Genomic DNA, 19,462 nt, shown 5'->3' on the forward strand with positions numbered 1-19,462 from the left:
ATCCAACGCCGACGCCATGACCGCTTCCAAGATTTCCTCTCCCGATCCCGCCACGCCCGAGGCCGACGCCGCGGACTCGCCAGGCGCGCAACGCTACGCCGCGCCCGCCCTGGAAAAGGGGCTGGACATCCTGGAGGCGCTGGCGGCCAGCCCGGCCGGCTACACGCTGGCCGAGCTGGCGCAGAAGATCGGCCGCAGCGTCAGCGAGATCTTCCGCATGGCGGTCACGCTGCAGCGGCGCGGCTTCGTGCAGGTCGACGACAACGACCGCTACACGCTGACGCTGAAGATGTTCGAGCTGGCGCACCGCCAGCAGCCGCTCAAATCGCTGGTGAGCGTGGCGCTGCCGCTGCTGCGCGAACTGGCCAACCGCGCGCGCCAGTCCTGCCACCTGGCGGTCTACCAGGCGGGCCGGGTGGTGGTGATCGCCCAGGTCGACAGCCCCGAGCGCTGGTCGTTCGGCCTGAAGGTGGGCGTGATGATGGGCCTGACCGACACGTCCTCGGGCCACGTGCTGCTGGCCTTTCGCGACGAGGTCGAGCGTACCCGCATGCTGGCCGCCCACATCAAGGTGGAAGGCGAGCTGGAGTCGGATCCGGGTGAACTGTTCCCGATCCTGGCGGACGTGCGCAAGAACGGCTGCGCCTGCATGGCCAGCCGCCAGATCCGCGGCATCACCAACGTGGCGTATCCGGTGATGGGCGTGGGCAACCACGTCATCGCCGCCATCAACGTGCCGCACATCGAGCGCATCGACCGCAAGGAATCGCCCAGCATCGCACAGGTGCAGGAGATCGTCGGCAACGTCGCCCAGCGGCTGTCGACCCTGATGGGCTACAGCGGCTACCTGCCGGAACAGGCGTAGGAGCGGCAACGGCGTGAGCGGCGCGGCGCACGCCGTCTTCGCCGACGCCTACAGCGCCCGCACGGGCACGCACAACTCGCACACGAAGCGCCCGCTGGCCGGATCCTGGTCGGCGGGGCGGAAGCGCTCGAACAACGGCCGCTCGTCGCATTGCAGGCCGCTGCCCGGCAGCCATTCGCGGCACAGCGTCATCCAGGCGTCGGCGATCCGCGCGGGCGGCGCATTGAACACGGCGGCGGCGTAGCGGCCGCCGGGCAAGGTCGTGACCAGCGCCTGGCCGCCTGCCAGGAAGCCGTCCGGCACGGCGATGCAGGCGTCGTAGCGGCACTTGGCCGGCGCGGTGATGGCCGGATCGTCGTGGCCGACGCCGAAGCACTCGGCGTTGTCCAGGCCGTGCGACAGCATCCAGGGCTTGACCACGCCGCGCCAGAACTCGCCGATGGCAGGGCCGTAGGGGCCGATCTTGCGCAGGTAGGCGACGCGGGTCGCGGGCAGGTCGATGAGTCTGACTTCCATGGTGGGCTCGCAGAAGAAAACGGAGCCGTCATGGTCGCGGGATTGCCCGTCCGGCGCCTGACCGGGCTTGCGCTCGGCCTGATCAGGATTGCTGTCCGCGCCGCGCCGGCGCAGGCGGCGTTCCTGGATGTCGGCCAGGCGGCGGGCGTCGGCGCCGGCGCGCCAGGCCGTGGGGGTGCAGCCGAACTTCTGCTTGAAGGCGCGCGCGAACGCTTCGCCGGAGCCGAAGCCGGTGGCCAGGGCGATGTCGAGCACGGCGTCGGCCGGACGGCAGCACAGCAGGAAGGCGCCGTACTCCAGGCGCCGGCGGCGCGCGTAGTCGCCTAGCGTCTCGCCCATCCAGGCGGCGAACACGCGGTGGAAATGGAAACGCGAGAAGTTGGCCACGTCCGCCAGCTGCGCCAGGTCCAGCGGCGTATCCAGGTGGCGGTCGATGTGGTCCAGCACCCGGTTCATGCGGCGCGCGTATTCGGCGCGGTGCAGCGGGGCGGCGGTATCGGGCGGGAGGTCGGAAGCGGGTGGGTTCAAGGCCGGGGCGCGACGAACGGAACGGTGACCGGCCGATGCGGCCGGGCGCCCGGGGGGCGGGCGCCTGGCGGCACTATAGAAGATCGCGCCGCCGGCTGCACGGCGTGGCGCGGCCGCGCTCAAGCGGCCTGGATCGGGATCACCGCATGCACCGAACGGCCGCGCGCATCGATCGCCACCGTCACCGGCATGTCGCGCACCTCGAATTCGTAGATGGCCTCCATGCCCAGGTCCTCGAAGGCGACCACGCGCGCCGCGCGCACGGCCTGCGACACCAGGTAGGCGGCGCCGCCCACCGCGCTCAGGTAGGCGCCGCCGTGCGCCTGGATCGCCTGCACCGCCAGCGGCCCGCGCTCGGCCTTGCCGATGGTCACCAGCAGGCCGCTGTCGGCCAGCAGTCGCGGCATGAACTTGTCCATGCGGGCCGCGGTGGTGGGGCCGGCCGGGCCGACCGCTTCGCCGGCCACCGGATCGACCGGGCCGACGTAGTACAGCGCGCGCCCTTGCAGCGGCACCGGCAGCGGTTCGCCCCGCGCCAGCAATTCGTCCATGCGCTTGTGCGCGGCGTCGCGTCCGGTCAGTAGCCTGCCGGACAGCAGCAGCGTTTCGCCCACCTTCCACGATGCCACCTCGGCGCGCGTCAGGGCGTCCAGGTCGACGCGCCGGCCGCCGCTGGCGGGCAGGGCGTCCGGAATGCCGTCCCACGTCGCGGGGTCCGGTTGCGGCCATTGCGCCGGCCCGCTGTCGGGCATGGTGAACGTCACGAATCGGGTGGCGGCGCAGTTGGGCAGCAGCGCCACCGGCAGCAGCGCCGCGTGCGAGGCGGCGGTCGCGACCTTGACGTCGAGCACGGTGGTGTCGCCGCCCAGGCCCTGGGCGCCGATGCGCAGCGCGTTGACGCGCTGGTGGACCTCGATCCGCAAGCGCTCGACCGGATCACGCGCGCCGCGCGCCAGCAGCTCGGGCATGTCGATCGGCGTGAACAGGGCGCGCTTGGCCAAGGCCATGGCCTGTTCCGGCGAACCGCCCACGCCCAGCCCCAGCACGCCCGGCGGGCACCAGCCGGCGCCCATGCCGGGCAGTTGCGCCACCACCCAGTCGGCGACCGAGTCGCTGGGGTTGAGCATGGCATAGCGCGCCTTCACGTCGCCGCCGCCGCCCTTGGCGACCACGGTCAATTCCAGCCCGTCGCCCTCCACCAGTTCCACGTGCAGCATCGCCGGCGTGTTGTCGCGGGTGTTGCGGCGCAGGCCCAGCGGGTCGCGCACCATCGAGGCCCGCAGCGGATTGGCGGCACAGCCATAGGCGCGCGCCACGGCGCGGTCGGCCAGCGCCTGCAGGCTGGGCGTGGGGCCGGGACCGTCGGCGCGGATGCGCGCGTCCATGCCGAGCCGGGCATACACGTGCGCCACGCCGGTGTCCTGGCAGACCGGGCGCCGCGCCCGCGCGCTCATCTTGCTGTTGACCAGCAATTGCAGCAACGCATGGCGCGCGGCCGGGGCGGTCTCGCGCTCATGGGCGGCCTTCAGCGCCCGCACGAAATCGGGCGGATGCGTGTGGCTGACCGCCTGCAGGGCCTGGGCGATGCTGGTTTCGATATCGGAAGCGAGCAGGACGCGCATGGGATGCCGGGCCTATTGCAGCGTGATGCCGGCCTGCTTGATGACGCCGGCCCAGCGCTTGCCTTCGTCGGCGGTGAACTGCTGGAAAGCGGCGGGCGCGTACTGGCCTTCGGGCAGCAACTGGATGCCCTGTTCCACCATCTTGCTGGTGAAGTCATTGTCGGCCAGCGCCTTCTGCCAGGCGCGGTACAGGGTCTGCACCACCGCGTCCGGCGTGCCCTTGGGCGCGTACAGACCGTACCAGGTGGATACCTGGAAGCCCGGCAGGGCCTGTTCGCCCATCGGCGCCACATCGGGGAACTGCGCCATGGCGGTGGCGGAAGTCAGCCCCAGCGCGCGCACTTTGCCGCCGCGGGTCTGCGGCAGCGCGGTGTTGGTCTGGTCGAACATGGCATCGACCTGGTTGCCCATCAGGTCGTTCAGCGCCGGCCCGGCGCCCTTGTAGGCGATGGGCGTGATCTCCATGCCGGCCTGGCTGGCGAACATGGCGGCCACCAGGTGCGAAGTCGAGCCGACCCCGGCGTTACTGAAGTTGAGCTTGCCCGGATGCTGCTTGCCGAAGGCGATCAGTTCGGACACCGACTTGTACGGCGAGCTTTTGCCCACCAGCAGCACCAGCGGCGTGTCGGGGAAGCGGAACACCGCCTGGAAGTCCTTGGTGGGGTCGTACGGCAGCCGCTGGTACAACGACGGCGCGGCGGCCATGTAGCCGATGTGGCCCACCAGGAAGGTGTAGCCGTCGGGCGTCGACTTGGCCGCCTTGGCGGCGCCGATGGTGCCGCCCGCGCCGCCCACGTTCTCGATCAGGATGGTCTGCTTCAGTTCCTGCGCGACCCGGTTGGCGACGTTGCGCGCCATCGCGTCGGTGGGGCCGCCGGCCGCGAACGGCACGATCCAGGTGATGGCGCGGTTGGGGTAGGTGTCCTGCGCGTGCGCGCCCGGGGTCAGGGCGAACGCCGCCGTGGCGGTGATCGCCGCCAGCCAGTTCTTCATGGTTTGTCTCCTTGGGGATTTTTTTATCGGGGGGAAATCGGCGCCGCGGTTCAGGCGGCGTCGGGTTTGAGATGGGCGCGCATGCGGTCCACCATCTGGGGCGCGGCCCCGAGGTAGTGGGCCGGGTCGCACAGCCGTTCGATCTGGTCCGCGCCGAGCCGCTGGGCCACCCGCGCGTCCTCGCGCAGCACGTCGGCCAGGCGGCGGCGCGACGTGGCCGCCTCGCGGCAGGCGTCGTAGACCACGTCATGCGCGGTCTGGCGGCCGATGTGCGGGGCCAGGCCCATCATCACGGCCTCGGCCACGATCAGGCCGCCGGACAGATCCAGGTTGCGCGCCATGCGCGGGGCATCCACTTCCAGGCCGCCGAGCATGAAGCGGGCCTGGCGCAGCGAGCCGGCCGTCAGCACGAAGGCCTCGGGCACGGCCGACCATTCGATGTGCCAGGGGCCGGTGGCGCGCTCGAAGTCCTGCAGCATGGCGTCCAGCGCCAGCCCGGCGTGCTGGCGCACGGTCTTGGACGCCGCCCACATCAGTTCGCACGAGATCGGATTGCGCTTCTGCGGCATGGTGCTGGAGGCGCCGCGGCCCTTCACGAAGGGCTCGAACGCCTCGCCCAGTTCGTTGGTCATCATCAGCATGATGTCGACCGCGATCTTGCCCAGCGAGCCGCACACCAGCGCCAGGAACTGCACCGTCTCGGCCAGCCCGTCGCGCGCCACGTGCCAGGTGACCGGCGCGGCGCCCAGGCCCAGCTCGCGCATCAATGCGCCATGCACCGCCAGGCCCTGGTCGCCGAGCGAGGCCAGCGTGCCGGCCGCGCCGCCGAATTGCCCGATCAGCACCCGCGGCCGCAATTGCGCCAGGCGCTCGCGATGGCGCCGCAGCATCAGCAGCCAGACGGCGGCCTTGTAGCCGAACGTGATCGGCAGGGCGTGCTGCAGATGGGTGCGGCCCGCCATGGGCGTGTCGCGGTATTGCGCGGCCAGGCTGTCGAGGATGGCGTCGAGCGCCTCCAGGTCGGCGTCCACCAGCTCCAGCGCCTCGCGTACTTGCAGCACGGTGGCCGTGTCCATGATGTCCTGCGTGGTGGCGCCCCAATGCAGGTATTCGCCTTCCGCGCCGCACTGGCGCGACAACTGGTGCACCAGCGGCAGGATCGGATAGCCGACGATCTCGGTTTCCTCGCGCAGCAACGCCATGTCCAGGGCGCTGGCGTCGGCGCGCGCCTCGATGGCGCGCGCCGCCTCGGCCGGGATCACGCCCAGCCGGCCCTGTACCCGCGCCAGCGCGACTTCGGTTTCCACATAGCGCCGCACGGTGGCGGCATCGTCGAACACGGCTCGCATCGCGGCGGTGCCGAACATGTCTTTGAACAGGGTGGATTCGAGGACCGAGACTGGCATAAATGTACGCTCTTAAAAAGTTGTACGTACATTTAAGCAGGGCCGTCGGCGGGCGTCAATGCCGGGGAATACCCGCGCCCGGGCAGCAGATAGAATGGAGCCTGTCGCAAACACCCCCGGTTCCATGTCCATCTCGCTGTACACCCGCATCTCCGAAGAACTGGCACGACGGATCGCCGGCGGCGTGTATGCCGTGGGGGCCGTGCTGCCGTCCGAGAACGCCCTGGCCGAAGAGTTCGACGCCAGCCGCCACACCTTGCGGGCGGCATTGCGCCAGTTGCAGGACCTGGGCCTGATCGCGCGCCGGCGCGGCAGCGGCACCGTGGTCACGGCGGCCCGGCCCAAGGCGGGTTTCAGTCAGTCGCTGCGCTCGCTGGAAGACCTGGTGCAACTGGCCGCGCGCACGCCGCGCACCATCCTGCAGGTGCAGGAGATCGTGGCCGACCTGGATCTGGCCGCCCGCCTGGGCGTCGGGCCGGGCACGCGCTGGCTGCGCTTCGCCTCCACCCGCGGCACGCCGGGGCAGGCGCCGGTGGTGTGGACCGAGCTGTACGTGGATGCCCACTACAAGGGCGTGCGCAAGCTGGCGCGCCAGCATCCCGACCGGCTGGTGTCGGAATTGATCGAGGAACACTACGGCCGCCGCATCGCCTCGGTCGAGCAGACCATCTCGGCCTGCGCCATGCCGGCGGCGGTGGCGGGCGAATTGCAGGTGACGCCCGAGTCGCCCGGCCTGCTGATCCTGCGCCACTACAAGGACCAGGCCGGACAGATCGTGGAGGCGTCGTGCTCGTACCATCCGGCCGGACGCTACGAGTTTTCGACGACGTTGATCCGCGAGCACTGAGCCGGTTGGGCCCGGCGCCGCCTCACAGCCGCGTCACCTGCAGCACCGCGTCGGCGAAGGCCTGGGGCGCTTCCTGCGGCAGGTTGTGGCCGATGCCGCCGGTGACGTCGACGTGGCGGTACTTGCCGCTGAACTGGCCGGCGTAGGCGGCGGGCGCGGGGTGTGGCGCGCCGTTGGCGTCGCTTTCCAGCGTGATGGTGGGCACCGCGATCTTCGGCGCCACGGCCAGGCGCTGTTCCAGCGCGTCGTAGCGCGCTTCGCCGTCGGCCAGGCCCAGGCGCCAGCGGTAGTTGTGGATGACGATGGCGACGTGGTCGGGGTTGGCGAACGCGCGGGCGCTGCGCGCATAGGTGGCGTCGTCGAAATGCCATTGCGGCGAGGCCAGTTGCCAGATCAGCTTGTTGAAGGCGTCGACGTTGGCGGCGTAGCCGGCCGCGCCGCGCTCGGTGGCGAAGTAGAACTGGTACCACCACTGGAACTCGGCCTGCGGCGGCAGCGGCTTGCGGTTGCCGGCCTGGCTGCCGATCAGGTAGCCGCTGACCGACACCAGCGCCTCGCATCGCTCGGGCCACAGGGCGGCCATGATGTTGGCGGTGCGCGCGCCCCAGTCGAAGCCGGCGATCACGGCCTTGCCGATCTTCAGGGCGTCCATCAGGGCGATGATGTCGACCGCCACCACCGCCTGCTCGCCGTTGCGCGCGGTGTCGGCCGACAGGAAGCGGGTCGAGCCGTAGCCGCGCAGGTACGGCACGATGACGCGGTAGCCGGCGGCGGTCAGGCGCGGCACCACGTCGATGAAGCTGTGGATGTCGTAGGGCCAGCCATGCAGCAGGACCGCGACCGGGCCGTTGGCCGGGCCGGCGTCGACGTAGCCGATGTCCAGGTCGCCGGCGCGGATCTGGCGAATGGCGCTGAAGGTGGCGCCGGCGGCGCTGCGTGCCGGGGCGGGGGAGGTCTGCGCCAGCGCGCTGGCGTTCAGGCCCAGGTTCAGCAGGCTGGCGCCGGCCAGGGCCGAGGTGGCGCCGAGCAGGCGGCGGCGTTGGGTGTCGATGGGGGCGGGCATGGCGAGGTCTCCGAAAGGGTGGGGAAAGGCTGCAACCGGGTTGTAGCCAGCCTCGCGCCGCCGCGGGTGTCGCAATGTACGGGCCGGGTGGGGCGATACATTACGACGCGAATCCGGCCGGCCGGCGCGGCTTGGCCGTCGGGGAAAGACGCTCGCCGATGACGCTTGCGTGACACCTGGTTGTGCATTCGGCGCGGACTTGGCATGATCCGCGCCATGGCAATGCACCCGAGACCCTCCGCATGACGCGCCCGCGCTTTCGTCGCCCGGGCCGGACCGCATGGCGGTTGGCCTTGGGGCTGGCCGCGCTGGTGGCGGCGGCCTACGCGGCCACCGCCGTGATGGAGATCCCGCCGCCGCACACGCTGTGGCGGCTGGAGGTGTCGGCGCCGTCGCGCCGCGGCGACCTGCTGCCGGTGCGGCAGGTGCCGGCTTCCGCCACGCCCTCGGTGCTGGCGTCCAGTCCATGGCCGCCACCGGCGACGGTGCCCTGGAAGGGCGCCGAGATACCGTTCACCCGATTCCTGCAGGACACCGCCACCAACGCGCTGGTGGTGCTGCGCGACGGCCAGCTGGAGTACGAGTGGTACCGGCCGGGCGTGCGCGCCACCGACACGCAGTCGTCATGGTCGATGGCCAAGTCGGTGGTGTCGCTGCTGGTGGGCCAGGCGATCGCGCGCGGCGAGCTGCGCGAGGACGACCGCCTGACCGCGCTGCTGCCCGAGCTGGCGGGCGCGGGCGACTACGACCGCGTCACGCTCGGGCATCTGCTGGACATGGCCTCGGGCATCGACGTGTCGGAGAATTACCGGGCCTACTGGCCCTTCACCGGCGCCGCGCGCATGTACCTGACGCGCGACCTGGCCGGCTTCGTGCGTGATCATCGCCGGATGCATTTCACGCCGGGCAGCGACGGCGATTACCGCAGCATCGATACGCAGTTGCTGGGCATGGCGCTGACGCGGGTGACCGGCAAATCGTTGGCCGACCTGCTGGCCGAGCGCATCTGGGGGCCGATGGGGGCGGAGTCCGCCGCCACCTGGAACCTGGACCAGCCCGGCGGCGTCGAGAAGGCGTTCTGCTGCCTGAACGCCACGGCGCGCGACTTCGCCCGGGTCGGGCAGCGCGTGCTGGAAGCGGGGCAGGGCGGCGACCTCGTGCCGGCCGCCTGGGTGGCGCGCATCGCGCATCCGGCGCCGCATGCGGTCGACGGCTGGGGCTATGCCGCGCAGTGGTGGCAGCTGGATCCGGCGGGCGGGCCGGATTTCGCGGCCGTCGGCATCCATGGCCAGTACCTGTACGTCCACCCCGGCCGGCGCGTGGTGATCGTCAAGCTCAGCGACTACGGCGAGAACCAGGACGAGCGGGAAACCTACGCCGCGCTGCGGGCGATCGCCGACCGCTGATGCGACGCCGCGCGGGGCGCGGGTGGCTGGGCGCGATCCCTGCGCCCGCTACAGCAGGCCCGAGGTCAGCGCCTTGAGCGTGGCGGCCGCGCGGGTCGAGCATTCCAGCTTGCGGAACACGCTCTCGACGTGGGTGCGCACGGTGCTGGGGCTGATGTTCAGCGCGCGCGCGGCTTCCTTGTTGCTGGCGCCCAGGCTGATCTGCCGCAGCACCTCGAGTTCGCGTTGCGACAGCGGCGAGACGGCGCGGCGCGGGGCGGCGGTCTCGCCGCCCGCCGCGGCGATGGCGGCCTCGGCCACGTCGGCGTCGTAGCGGCCGGCGGCGGCGTCCTGGCGCAGTTGCCGCGCCGCGTCCGCCAGCGCAAGCGCGGGACGCCAGGGGCGGTCCTCGAGCAGCGCCTGCAAGCTCACGCAGGCGGCCAGCACGCGCTGAGGCAAGCCCAGGGCCGCGCCCGCCGCGCCGCGGAAATAGCCGCTGCCGTCGAGCCGTTCGTAGGCATACGAGGCCAGTTCGGCGGCCTGGCTCAGGCCCTTGATCTGGCGCGCCGCGCGCGCGGTCCAGTAAGGCATCAGGCGCACCTGCTCCCATTGGTCCGGCGACAGCTTGCCGGCGGTGTTCCACAGGCGGTTCGGCAGCGCGGCGCGGCCGATGCCATGCACCAGCGCGGCGGCCTGCAGTTGCGCCTGCGTCGCCGCGTCCAGTTCCAGCCGCGCGGCGGTGGTCACGGCCAGCGCCGCCACCCGGCGCGAATAGCCGGCCAGCCAGGGCAGCTTGAGTTCGGCCACGTCGGCCAACAGCGTCAGCGCGGCCGGGGCGCCGGCGCGTTCGCCGGCCAGGTTCCAGTCGGCGCCGTCGGGCGGATCGGTGTCGATCCGGTCGAGCCAGGCCGGGCCGTGGCGCACGGCCAGCGCGGCGACGTCGGCGGGATACTTGGCGCCGGCCTGCTGGCGCAGGAAGTCCAGTGCGCTGTCGCGGCCATGGGCGCGGCTGAGTATCTCGAGGTCGCTGGCGGCGTTGACGATGAACGCCAGCGGCGAGACGGCGTCGCCGTCCAGCGCCTGCGGCATGCCTTTGCCGTCGTGGCGCTCGAAGGCGTGGCGCAAGCCGGTCACGACCGCGTCGGGCATGCCCAGGCTGACGGCGACATCGCCGGAAATCTCGCAATGGATCAGCGCCAGCGGCACGATCAGCGACTGCGTGCGCGCGTCCAGCGGCGGCAGGGTCTGCGCCATCATGGCTTCGCGCGAGGCGATGTCGTCGCCCAGCAGTTCGGCGAAGCCGCCGGCGTTGGCGGTGCAGCCGGACCAGCGCAGTAGCGCCACCGCGCGGGCGTGGTCCTGGCCCGCGAGATCCGCGCCGTGCGCCGCGGCCAGCAGGCCCGCCAGGCAGGCGGTGCGGCGCGAATGGTCGGTGGCCCGGCCCATGCTGAGGTCGCCGATGAAGGCCATGGCCAGCACGGCGTCGGTCAGTTCAATGGCGCTATCGGCGATCATGGGGCCAGGCGGGGCGGTAAATGGGGGCGGTGGCAAAAGCGGAGAGGCGGGAGGGGCGAGGACCGGCGCATCGGTCAATCATCCGATACCGCGCGACCGGCGGGAAAACGACACTGGCGTCAACCAAGCGCCACGTCGGCGTTTGATCCCGAAAAAGGAATCTCCATGAAGCGCCATATTATCGCAGCCTCCCTCCTGGTCGCCGGCCTGTTCGCGGTGCCCGCCTCGCAAGCCCTGGCCGCCGGACCCGATTCGGCCCGCCCCTCCGTCGTGATCGTGCACGGCGCCTTTGCCGACGGCTCGGACTGGGCCAAGGTGGTCGCCCTGCTGCAGGCCAAGGGCGTGCAGGTGCAGGCGGTGCAGAACCCGCTGGAATCGCTGGCCGGCGACGTCGCCGCCGCCAACCGCGCCATCGACAACCAGCCCGGCAAGGTGGTGCTGGTCGGCCACTCGTGGGGCGGTACGGTGATCACCGAGGCCGGCAACCATCCCAAGGTCGCCAGCCTGGTCTACGTGGCCGCGTTCGCGCCCGACGCCGGCCAGTCGGTGGCGACGCTGACCGAAGGCACCCCCAAGGCGCCGGGTTCGGACAGCATCGGCGCCGACAGCCACGGCTGGTTGAGCCTGTCGCCACAGGGCCTGGCGCGCGACTTCGCGCAAGACGTGCCGGCCGCGCAGGCCAAGGTGATGGCGGCCACGCAAGGCCCGATCAAGGCCAGCGCCTTCGGCGAGCCGGTGTCGGCCGCGGCGTGGAAGACCAAGCCGTCGTGGTTCGTGGTCAGCAACCATGACCGCATGATCCTGCCGGCGCTGCAGCACCAGATGGCCAAGCGCATCGGCGCCAAGGTCACCGACCTGCAGACCAGCCACGTGCCGCAGCAATCGCAGCCGGAAGCGGTGGCGCGGGTGATCCTGGACGCGGTGGCGAGCGTGAAGTGAGGGCCGTGACAGCCCGGTGACGTGACATCGGGCTGTCACTTATGAACGCCGCGCGTCCGTCGGGACGCGCGGCGTTTCAGCATCCGGAGGCCAGTTGTTCCAGTGGCGCGAGCCGCAGCACGTACAGCGTGCCGCGTCGGCTGGCGATGATGCCTTCGCGGCGCCACTTGGAGAAGATGCGGCTGAGCGTCTCCGCGCGCATGCCGAGCTTGACCGCGATCTGCGAATGACTCAGGGGCAGCGCCAGCGGCTGGTCGGCCTGGGGCTTGCCGGCGCGCAGCACGTATTCGGCCAGCCGCTCCTCGGCCGAGCTGGAGGTCAGCCAGTCGATCTGGTCGGTATGGTGGCGCACCAGGTTGGCGCCGTGCGCCATGACGCGGCAGGCGAAGCGGGCGTCATCCAGGCACAGTTGCCGGAAGGCGTCGGCCTGCAGCAGGCAACCGTTGCCGGCGGTGCGGGCGCGTACGCTGTGCAGGTGGCGCGGCGTGGTTTCGAACAGCGTCAGCGCCGACAGCCAGCCGCCCGGCCCGACGTGGCCGAAGACCTTGTCGCCGCCGTCGGCGGTGTAGCGCAGGCCCTGCACCGATCCCGCGCAGACCAGAAGGCAAGAGGTCGCCGCCTGGCCTTCCGAGAACAACGTGTCGCCGGCTTCGAACTGCAGCCAGCGGCTGCGTTCGGCCAGCGTGGCCAGCGCCGCGTCGCCGACGCCATCGAACCAGGTATGGTCGCGCAGGGCCGCCAATAAGAGGGACTTTGACGAATTGACAATAGTCATTTGAGGGAGCGGCCCCGCCGCTTAGAATTAAATAAGATTGATTCTTATTTGTAATGGTACCACCGCGTCATCCGACGCCGCCCGTATCCCCTCGCTTCCCATGGCTATCCGATTCCTGCGCAGTGCCGCGTTCGCGGCGCTGGTCCTGTTGCCGCCCGCCGTCCTGCCGGCCCCCACCGCCTTCACCGACATGCTGGGCAACCCGGTGCCGCTGGCGGCGCCCGCGCGCCGCGTGGTCACGCTGCCGATGCCCGCGGGTTCGCTGCTGATTTCGCTGGACGGCGGCGCGCAGCACCTGGCCGGCATGCACCCCAACGCCCATGAACTGATGAAGGACGGCCTGCTGGCGCGCATGTTCCCGGCCCTCGCCGCCGTCCGGACGGACATCACGCGTTCGGGCTTCGCGCCCAACGTCGAGACGCTGCTGCAGATCCAGCCGGACCTGGTGTGGCAGTGGGGGCACATGGGCGATGACCTGATCGCGCCGCTGCGCAATGCCGGCCTGCCGGTGGCGGCGCTGCTGTATGGCGACGAGGCGCGCAGCCGCGAATGGATCCGGTTGATGGGCCGGTCGTTGGGGCAGGAGGCGCGCGCCTCGGCGCAACTGGCGTGGCGCGACCAGGTGCGGGCGGACATCGCCAAGGTGACCGATGGCCTGCGGCCGGACCAGCGTCCAGGGGTGCTGTACCTGGCGCGCTACGCGCCGCAGTTGCGCGCCTCGGGCGCCGGCACCAGCTTCGACGACGACATCCGCCTGGCGGGCGGCCGCAACGTGGCGGCGGCGATCGGCAACGGGCAGACCATCAACATCGAGCAGCTCATGGCGTGGGCGCCGGACGTGATCCTGCTGAACAACTTCGAGCCGGGGCTGACGCCCGCCATGCTGTACCGGGATCCGTTGTTCGCCGACATCCCGGCGGTGCGCAACCACCGTGTCTACAAGATCCCGGCCGGGGGCTATCTGTGGGATCCCCCCAGCCAGGAATCGCCGCTGTACTGGCAATGGCTGAGCCAGCTGCTGCATCCGGACCGCTTCGACTGGCCGCTGCGCGAGCACATCGCGCAGGCGTACGCGCAGCTGTATGGCCACACGCCCGATGCGGCGGATATCGACGCCGTGCTGCACGCGCGGCAGAACCAGGGAGCCGCCGGCTATGACCGCCTGCGCTGAATCCGTGCCGCTCGAGGCGGGCGTGGCACGCCGCCGCCTGGCCTGGCCGTGGTTGTTGATGGCGCTGGCGTTGCCGGCGTCGATGCTGGCGGCGTTGTGCGTGGGGCGTTATCACTTGCCGCTTGCGCATGTGTCCAGCGTGCTGGCGGGGCTGGCGCTGCCCGATGGCCTGGCCGACTGGCTGCCGGCCGTCAGCGGCGCCGAGCAGCGCGTGGTGTTGCAGGTGCGGCTGCCGCGCGTGCTGCTGTCGGTGCTGGCCGGCTCCAGCCTGGCGCTGTGCGGCGCGGCGCTGCAAGGCGCGTTCCGCAATCCGCTGGTGGGGCCGCAGATCCTCGGCATCTCGTCCGGCGCGGCGTTTGGCGGTTGCGCGGCGATCCTGCTGTTCTCGTCGCTGTGGGCGACGCTGGGGCTGGCCTTCGCCGGCGGGCTGCTGGCGGTGGCCATCGTCTATCTGCTGGGGCGCTCGCAGGGCCGCACCACCATCCTGATGCTGGTGCTGGCGGGCGTGGTCACCAGCGCCTTCTTTTCGGCGCTGATCTCGCTGGCCACGTACTTCGCGGATCCCAATGACAGCCTGCCGGCGATCGTGTTCTGGCTGATGGGCAGCTTCGCCACGGCCTCGTACGTCAAGCTGGCGGCCGCCGCATTGCCGATCTTGGCGGGCATGGGCCTGCTGTATGCGCTGCGCTTTCGCATCAATGTGCTGTCGCTGGGCGACGAGCAGGCCAGCGCCATGGGCATCGCGGTCGAGCCGCTGCGCTGGCTGCTGCTGGGCTGCGCCACGTTGGTGGTGTCGGCCAGCGTGGCGGTGTCGGGCACGGTCGGCTGGGTCGGGCTGGTGGTGCCGCACATCGCGCGCATGCTGGTCGGCCCCGACCATCGCGCGCTGCTGCCGGCCAGCGCGCTCATCGGCGGCACCTACATGGTGTTAGTCGACACGGTGGCGCGCAGCGCCACCAGCGCCGAGATTCCGCTGGGCGTGATCACCGCGCTGATCGGCGCGCCGCTGTTCGCCTGGCTGTTGCGCCGCACGCAGGGCGGGGGAGCGCACCATGCTTGAACTCGATCGCCTGGCGGTGCAGGCGGGCGGCCGCCGCTTGTTGTCGGACCTGTCGTTGCAACTGCGGGCCGGACAGATCCTGGCGGTGCTGGGGCCGAACGGCCGCGGCAAGACGTCGCTGCTCAAGACCCTGCTGGGCCTGCGGGCGCCGGCCGCCGGCACGGTGCGGTTGCAAGGCCATGCGGCCTACGTGCCGCAGCGCACCGACGCGCTGTTCGCCTACGACGTGCTGGCGATGGTGACGATGGGCCGCGCCCGCCATCTGCGCTGGTATGCGTCGCCCGGCCCGCGCGATCGCCAGATCGCCCGCGACTGCCTGCGGGCCGTGGGGCTGGAGTCGTTGGCCGAGCGGCCGTTCCAGGCCTTGAGCGGCGGCCAGCAGCAACTGGTGTGCATCGCGCGGGCCATGGCCAGCGCCAGTTCCCTCATCGTGCTCGACGAACCGGGCGCGGCGCTGGACCTGCGCAACCAGGACATCATCCTGTCGCTGCTGCGTCGGCTGGCGCGCGAGCAGGGCCTGGCGGTGGTGTTCTCGACCCACCAGCCGCAACACGCGCAGCACATCGCCGACCAGACGCTGCTGATGCATGACGACGCCTGCGAAGTCGGCCCCACCGACCGCATGTGCACCGACGAACGCCTGAGCCGCCTGTACCGCATGCCGGTGCGGGTGGCGTCGCTGAGAGGCGAGGCCGGCGAGGTGCGCGGCGTGATTCCTCTTTTCCGTTGATCCATGATGACCTCCATCGTCTACCTGAACCACTGGAGCGGCAACGGCCCCGCCGCGCTCACCGGCGGCGAGCGGCCGCGCGCCGTGGCCGAACCGCTTTACGCGCTGGACCGGCTCGACCTGGCGCGCGTGCGCGCCTTGCTGGTGCCCGCCAACGTCGACCAGCGCTACCTGCTGGGGCAGCAGGGGCGGCTGGAAGCCTACCTGCTGGCCGGCGGCGCCATGGTGTTCAACGGCCACGTCGCCTATCCGTTCCTGCGCTGGCTGCGGCCGTTCGTGCCGGGGGCCGCGCGCGGCCTGGATGGCCTGCGGGTGCATCGCGCCGCCGCGCATCCGGTGTTCGAGGGCGTGGACCCGGAACACCTGACCTTCCGGCGCGGCGTGGCCGGCTTCTACGCCCGCGGCGGCAATCCGCCGCCCGATGGGGCGCGGGTGCTGAACACCCTGGGTCCGGATGCGCTGGCGGTGGATTGGGTGCTGGCGCTGCCCGGCGGCGGCCGCCTGCTGACGCACAGCGGCAACGACCTGTGGATGTACGCAGGCAGCGCCGACAGCGCCGGGCGCATCGTGCCGCAGCTGTTCGACTGGCTACGGGGAGACGCCGCATGACCGCCGCCATGACTGCGCGCACACCTGTGGTCGCGGCGCTGGACGCCGGCACGTATTACCACCACCGCACCTTCCACACGCCGGAACTGATGCCGTATCTCGACCGCCACCTGTACCTGCCGGAGCTGGATGACGCCGCGCTGGCGGGCTGCGATGCCCTGATCGTGTCGTGCCGCACCAATCCGGACCTGCTCGTGCCGCACCGGGAACGCTTCGCCCGCTTCCTGGCCGCGGGCAAGACGCTGGTGGCGATGGGCGAGACCGGCGCGCACCGGTGGCTGGATGGCGTGCGCTGGACCGATTGCGAAGTGAATTTCTGGTGGTGGAAGACGCCGGGCGCCGATTCGGGCCTGCGGCTGGCGCACCCCGCGCACCCGCTGTTTTCCCACCTGACGCTGGCCGACGCCACCTGGCACCAGCACGGCACCTTCACGCCGCCGCCCGGCGCGCGGTCGTTGATCGACAAGGCCGGCGCGGGCTCGGTGCTGTACGAGGACCGCCACAGCACGCCGGGGCGCCTGATCGTGACCTCGCTGGATCCGATGTACCACCACGGCAGCTATTTCATGCCCGCCGCGTCCCGTTTCCTGCGTGGCTTCCTGCCCTGGCTGAAAGCTTCGACTCCCGCCGCCTGATGCGGCTTTGCCCGACCCCTGGTCTCTTCTATCGCGCTCTCGTATGTCACGTCCTTTCCCTCTTTCGCCCCTTGCCCGCGCCGGTCTGCTGAGCGCCGCGGCCATCAGCGCGCCGGCGGCCGCCGCCGAGGCGCCGCAACTGCCGGCCATCCAGGTCAGCGCGGAACGTCCGGCCGACGACGGCCGCCCGCAGCCGCTGGGCGCCACGCCCGCGCCCGCCACCATCGACCACGCGGTGACGCAGCCGGTCACCGTGATCGAGCGCCAGGACATCGAGCGTCTCAACACCGACAGCACGCTCGACCTGCTGGGCCGCGTGCCCAACGCCACCGTCAGCCGCAGCGGCGGCATCGCCGGCACGATCTTCCTGCGCGGCCTGAACACCAACGACATGCGGGTGCCGATGTTCATCGACGGCGACCGCTTCCGCGGCCGCAACACGCTGCAGTTCATGCTGATCAGCCCGACCGAGATCGAACAGGTCGAGGTGGTGCGCGGCCCGAATTCGTCGCGCTTCGGCAGCGACGGCCTGGGCGGCCTGATCAACTTCGTCACCAAGCGCGGCCATGGCAACCTGGAGCAGCCGTTCAGCCTGAACGGCGGCGAGGCCTCGGTCACCTATCGCAGCAACGGCCACGGCGTGCAGAGCAACGTGGCGGTGGAAGGCGCGGGCGACGGCTTCGACCTGCGCGTCTACGCCACCGGCCGCCGCGCCAGCAACTACGACAGCGCCACGGGCGAGGTGCCCAACAGCGACTACCGCGGCGCCGGCGGCGGCATCGTGCTGGGCTACATGCCCGACGCCCGCCAGCGCATCGAGGCCAGCGCGCGCGTGGCCTACGTCAAGGACGGCGCCGCCGGCACCGTGCCGCCCTATCCCGCCGCCAGCAGCCGCCGCGACCCCAATCGCGTCAAGCAGGCCCGGCTGGCCTACAGCGGCGAATTCGACGGCGCCATCAGCGCGCTCAAGGCCAGCGTCTACGTCAACGAGTTCGATACCTGGATGTCGGCGCGCAACCAGACCAACCCGGCGCGCCTGGTCGAGACCCGCAGCCACGTGGTCGGCCCGGTGGTCTATGGCGGCAGCGTGGCCGCGACGGTGCCGTGGGCGCAGACCACCACCACCTTCGGCCTGGACTTCACGCACGAACGCCGTCCGGGCTCGGAAAGCCGCAGCGACATCACCGTGTACCGGCCCAACGGCACCTCGACCACCACCAGCACCCCCTACGCCAAGACCGGTCCCAACCAGTACCAGACCAACGTCGGCGCGTTCGTGACGACGGAATGGAAGCCGGCGCCCAAGTGGACGGTGACCGCCGGCGGCCGCTTCGACTGGTTCCGCTCGGACGTGGGCCTGGATGCGCTGCCGTCGCCCAACCTGCTGCCGGCCTTCCGCGCCGCGCAGGACAGCAAGCAGACCGCCACCACCGGCAGCCTGGGCCTGTCGTATCGCGCCACCGAGGTGGTTGAGCTGCTGGGCAGCGTGGGCACCTCGTTCCGCATGCCGTGGACGTCCGAGATGTTCAGCGCCGGCTATACCGGCACCAGCTACACCATCCCCAACCCCGAGCTGAAGCCCGAGCGCGGCACCACCGTCGAGGCTGGCACCCGCCTGCACTTCGACACCGCCACCGTCGGCCTGACCGCCTTCCGCAGCGACTACCGCGACTTCCTGGAGAACGCCACCACGACCTACCTGGGCCTGCCCGCGACCCAGCGCCGCAACGTCGGCAAGGTGCGCATCCAGGGGGTGGAGACCGATTGGCGCTGGCAGCTGACGCGCACCGTCAACCTGTACGGCAACGCCAGCTACCTGCACGCCACCAATCGCAACACCGAGCGGCCGCTGGCATCCATCGCGCCGCTCAGCGGCATCGTGGGCCTGCAGTATGTGGGCGCCAGCGAGGCCTATGCGCTGAGCGGCGAGGTGCAGTGGGCCAAGGGCCAGAGCCGCTATGACGCCCGCACCGAATATCCGGCGGCCGGCTACGGCGTGGTCAACCTGTACGCGCAATTGCAGCTGGACCGCCTGGGCCTGCCACAACTGGGCAATACCCAGGTGGTGCTGGGCGTGAACAACCTGTTCGACCGCGCCTATCGCACCGCTGCCACCTCGTCCAACGTGGCCTACGCCATGACCGACCTGAATCCGCTGCTGGAACCGGGCCGCAGCTTCAGCCTGACGCTGCGCACGCGCTTCTGATAGCCCCCCGCCGGCCGGCCGCCTGGCGCGGCCGGCTTTTCTTCTTATGGAGACCTTCATGACCATTCCGACCATTCCCGCCGGCAGCGAACTGCGCGTGCAAGGCGAGCAGGGCCCCCTGCGGATTCCGTTCGACGCCGTCATGGCCTATCACGGCCACGGCGCGCTCGCCATGCTGGCGCTGATCTTCCAGGGGCTGCGCGGCGCGCTGGCCCGGCTGGAAGAGGACGGGGCGCCGGTGCCGCGCGGCGAACTGAGCGTGGTCAGCGGCCATCCCGGGCCGGGCGTGCGCGATGCCATCGAGTTCGCCACTCGCGCCGTCACCCGCGGCTGTTACCGGATCGACCTGTCGCTGCCCGAGGCGCGCTACAGCCAGGCCGCGGACAAGTCGTATAGCTTCTGGCTGACGCGCGGTGAGCGGCAGGTGCAGGCGGTGCTACGCGAAGGCGTGCTGCCGCCGGCGTTCTTCGCGCTGCTGGGCAACCCGGCGCCCGAGGCGCAGCGCGAACATGCGCGGCTGCGGGCGCGGATCGCGGAAACGGTGCTGGGGCAGGTGCCGGAGGCGTTGTTCGTGTTCCGCGCGCACTGACGGCGTCC

At 71.2% G+C, this 19,462-nt stretch carries 18 protein-coding genes; 11 read left to right on the forward strand and 7 right to left on the reverse strand.

Annotation, left to right across the window (positions count from 1 at the left end; all coding sequences use genetic code 11):
• Positions 1-16 precede the first annotated feature (16 nt).
• On the forward strand, positions 17-865 hold the full coding sequence (locus I6I07_RS17360; protein ID WP_198483014.1) for an IclR family transcriptional regulator: 849 nt from the start codon (positions 17-19) through the stop codon (positions 863-865).
• A 48-nt stretch (positions 866-913) separates the two neighbouring features.
• Here the strand turns inward: I6I07_RS17360 and I6I07_RS17365 are convergent, their stop codons facing one another.
• The 4 genes from I6I07_RS17365 to I6I07_RS17380 all read right to left on the reverse strand — a co-directional run bounded on the left by I6I07_RS17365 (position 914) and on the right by I6I07_RS17380 (position 5,930).
• Positions 914-1,909, reverse strand: coding sequence for an AraC family transcriptional regulator (locus I6I07_RS17365; RefSeq protein ID WP_232625620.1), 996 nt, complete (start codon positions 1,907-1,909; stop codon positions 914-916).
• A gap of 119 nt (positions 1,910-2,028) precedes the next feature.
• On the reverse strand, positions 2,029-3,531 hold the full coding sequence (locus tag I6I07_RS17370; protein ID WP_198483015.1) for a fumarate hydratase: 1,503 nt from the start codon (positions 3,529-3,531) through the stop codon (positions 2,029-2,031).
• A 12-nt stretch (positions 3,532-3,543) separates the two neighbouring features.
• The gene (locus I6I07_RS17375) at positions 3,544-4,524 is read right to left on the reverse strand and encodes a Bug family tripartite tricarboxylate transporter substrate binding protein (protein ID WP_198483016.1); all 981 of its coding nucleotides are present in this window, start codon (positions 4,522-4,524) and stop codon (positions 3,544-3,546) included.
• A 50-nt stretch (positions 4,525-4,574) separates the two neighbouring features.
• Positions 4,575-5,930 carry a class-II fumarase/aspartase family protein gene (locus I6I07_RS17380; RefSeq protein WP_198483017.1) on the reverse strand — a complete coding sequence of 452 codons (1,356 nt, stop codon included), beginning with the start codon at positions 5,928-5,930 and terminating at the stop codon, positions 4,575-4,577.
• A 94-nt stretch (positions 5,931-6,024) separates the two neighbouring features.
• Between I6I07_RS17380 and I6I07_RS17385 the strand changes: the two genes are divergently transcribed.
• Positions 6,025-6,777: a GntR family transcriptional regulator gene (locus tag I6I07_RS17385; protein WP_232625621.1), complete on the forward strand. Its 753-nt coding sequence runs from the start codon at positions 6,025-6,027 to the stop codon at positions 6,775-6,777.
• A 22-nt stretch (positions 6,778-6,799) separates the two neighbouring features.
• Here the strand turns inward: I6I07_RS17385 and I6I07_RS17390 are convergent, their stop codons facing one another.
• Positions 6,800-7,840 (reverse strand): alpha/beta hydrolase, encoded by a 1,041-nt coding sequence (locus I6I07_RS17390; protein ID WP_198483018.1) that lies wholly within the window; start codon positions 7,838-7,840, stop codon positions 6,800-6,802.
• A 242-nt stretch (positions 7,841-8,082) separates the two neighbouring features.
• Between I6I07_RS17390 and I6I07_RS17395 the strand changes: the two genes are divergently transcribed.
• Complete coding sequence (locus I6I07_RS17395; protein ID WP_198483019.1) at positions 8,083-9,246, forward strand: serine hydrolase domain-containing protein; 1,164 nt, start codon at positions 8,083-8,085, stop codon at positions 9,244-9,246.
• Between the two features lie 48 nt (positions 9,247-9,294).
• Here I6I07_RS17395 and I6I07_RS17400 read toward each other — a convergent pair whose 3' ends face one another.
• A complete protein-coding gene (locus I6I07_RS17400) occupies positions 9,295-10,740 on the reverse strand; it encodes an HD domain-containing phosphohydrolase (protein ID WP_198483020.1) in 1,446 nt (481 codons plus the stop codon).
• Between the two features lie 165 nt (positions 10,741-10,905).
• Here I6I07_RS17400 and I6I07_RS17405 point away from each other — a divergent pair, with 165 nt between their 5' ends.
• Positions 10,906-11,679, forward strand: coding sequence for an alpha/beta fold hydrolase (locus I6I07_RS17405; protein WP_198483021.1), 774 nt, complete (start codon positions 10,906-10,908; stop codon positions 11,677-11,679).
• Positions 11,680-11,755: 76 nt separating this feature from the next.
• On the opposite strand, the gene I6I07_RS17410 is transcribed toward I6I07_RS17405, so the two are convergent.
• Complete coding sequence (locus I6I07_RS17410; RefSeq protein ID WP_198483022.1) at positions 11,756-12,454, reverse strand: Crp/Fnr family transcriptional regulator; 699 nt, start codon at positions 12,452-12,454, stop codon at positions 11,756-11,758.
• Positions 12,455-12,554: 100 nt separating this feature from the next.
• Here I6I07_RS17410 and I6I07_RS17415 point away from each other — a divergent pair, with 100 nt between their 5' ends.
• From I6I07_RS17415 to I6I07_RS17445, 7 genes are read left to right on the forward strand one after another with little or no spacing between them, the layout of a single operon-like run.
• Positions 12,555-13,625, forward strand: a complete 1,071-nt coding sequence (locus I6I07_RS17415) for an ABC transporter substrate-binding protein (RefSeq protein WP_198483023.1) — start codon at positions 12,555-12,557, stop codon at positions 13,623-13,625.
• Positions 13,609-14,685, forward strand: coding sequence for a FecCD family ABC transporter permease (locus I6I07_RS17420; protein ID WP_232625623.1), 1,077 nt, complete (start codon positions 13,609-13,611; stop codon positions 14,683-14,685). Before I6I07_RS17415 ends, I6I07_RS17420 begins: the two co-directional genes overlap by 17 nt.
• On the forward strand, positions 14,678-15,415 hold the full coding sequence (locus I6I07_RS17425) for an ABC transporter ATP-binding protein (protein ID WP_198483024.1): 738 nt from the start codon (positions 14,678-14,680) through the stop codon (positions 15,413-15,415). The genes I6I07_RS17420 and I6I07_RS17425 overlap by 8 nt, the downstream gene beginning before the upstream one ends.
• 3 nt (positions 15,416-15,418) lie before the next feature.
• Complete coding sequence (locus tag I6I07_RS17430) at positions 15,419-16,024, forward strand: hypothetical protein (protein ID WP_232625624.1); 606 nt, start codon at positions 15,419-15,421, stop codon at positions 16,022-16,024.
• Positions 16,021-16,659 (forward strand): hypothetical protein, encoded by a 639-nt coding sequence (locus I6I07_RS17435; protein WP_232625625.1) that lies wholly within the window; start codon positions 16,021-16,023, stop codon positions 16,657-16,659. Before I6I07_RS17430 ends, I6I07_RS17435 begins: the two co-directional genes overlap by 4 nt.
• Before the next feature lie 43 nt (positions 16,660-16,702).
• The gene (locus I6I07_RS17440) at positions 16,703-18,865 is read left to right on the forward strand and encodes a TonB-dependent receptor (protein ID WP_198483025.1); all 2,163 of its coding nucleotides are present in this window, start codon (positions 16,703-16,705) and stop codon (positions 18,863-18,865) included.
• A 58-nt stretch (positions 18,866-18,923) separates the two neighbouring features.
• Positions 18,924-19,454, forward strand: a complete 531-nt coding sequence (locus I6I07_RS17445; protein WP_198483026.1) for a hypothetical protein — start codon at positions 18,924-18,926, stop codon at positions 19,452-19,454.
• The last annotated feature ends 8 nt before the right edge of the window (positions 19,455-19,462 follow it).

This window comes from Achromobacter deleyi, assembly GCF_016127315.1.
Taxonomy (GTDB): domain Bacteria; phylum Pseudomonadota; class Gammaproteobacteria; order Burkholderiales; family Burkholderiaceae_B; genus Achromobacter; species Achromobacter insuavis_A.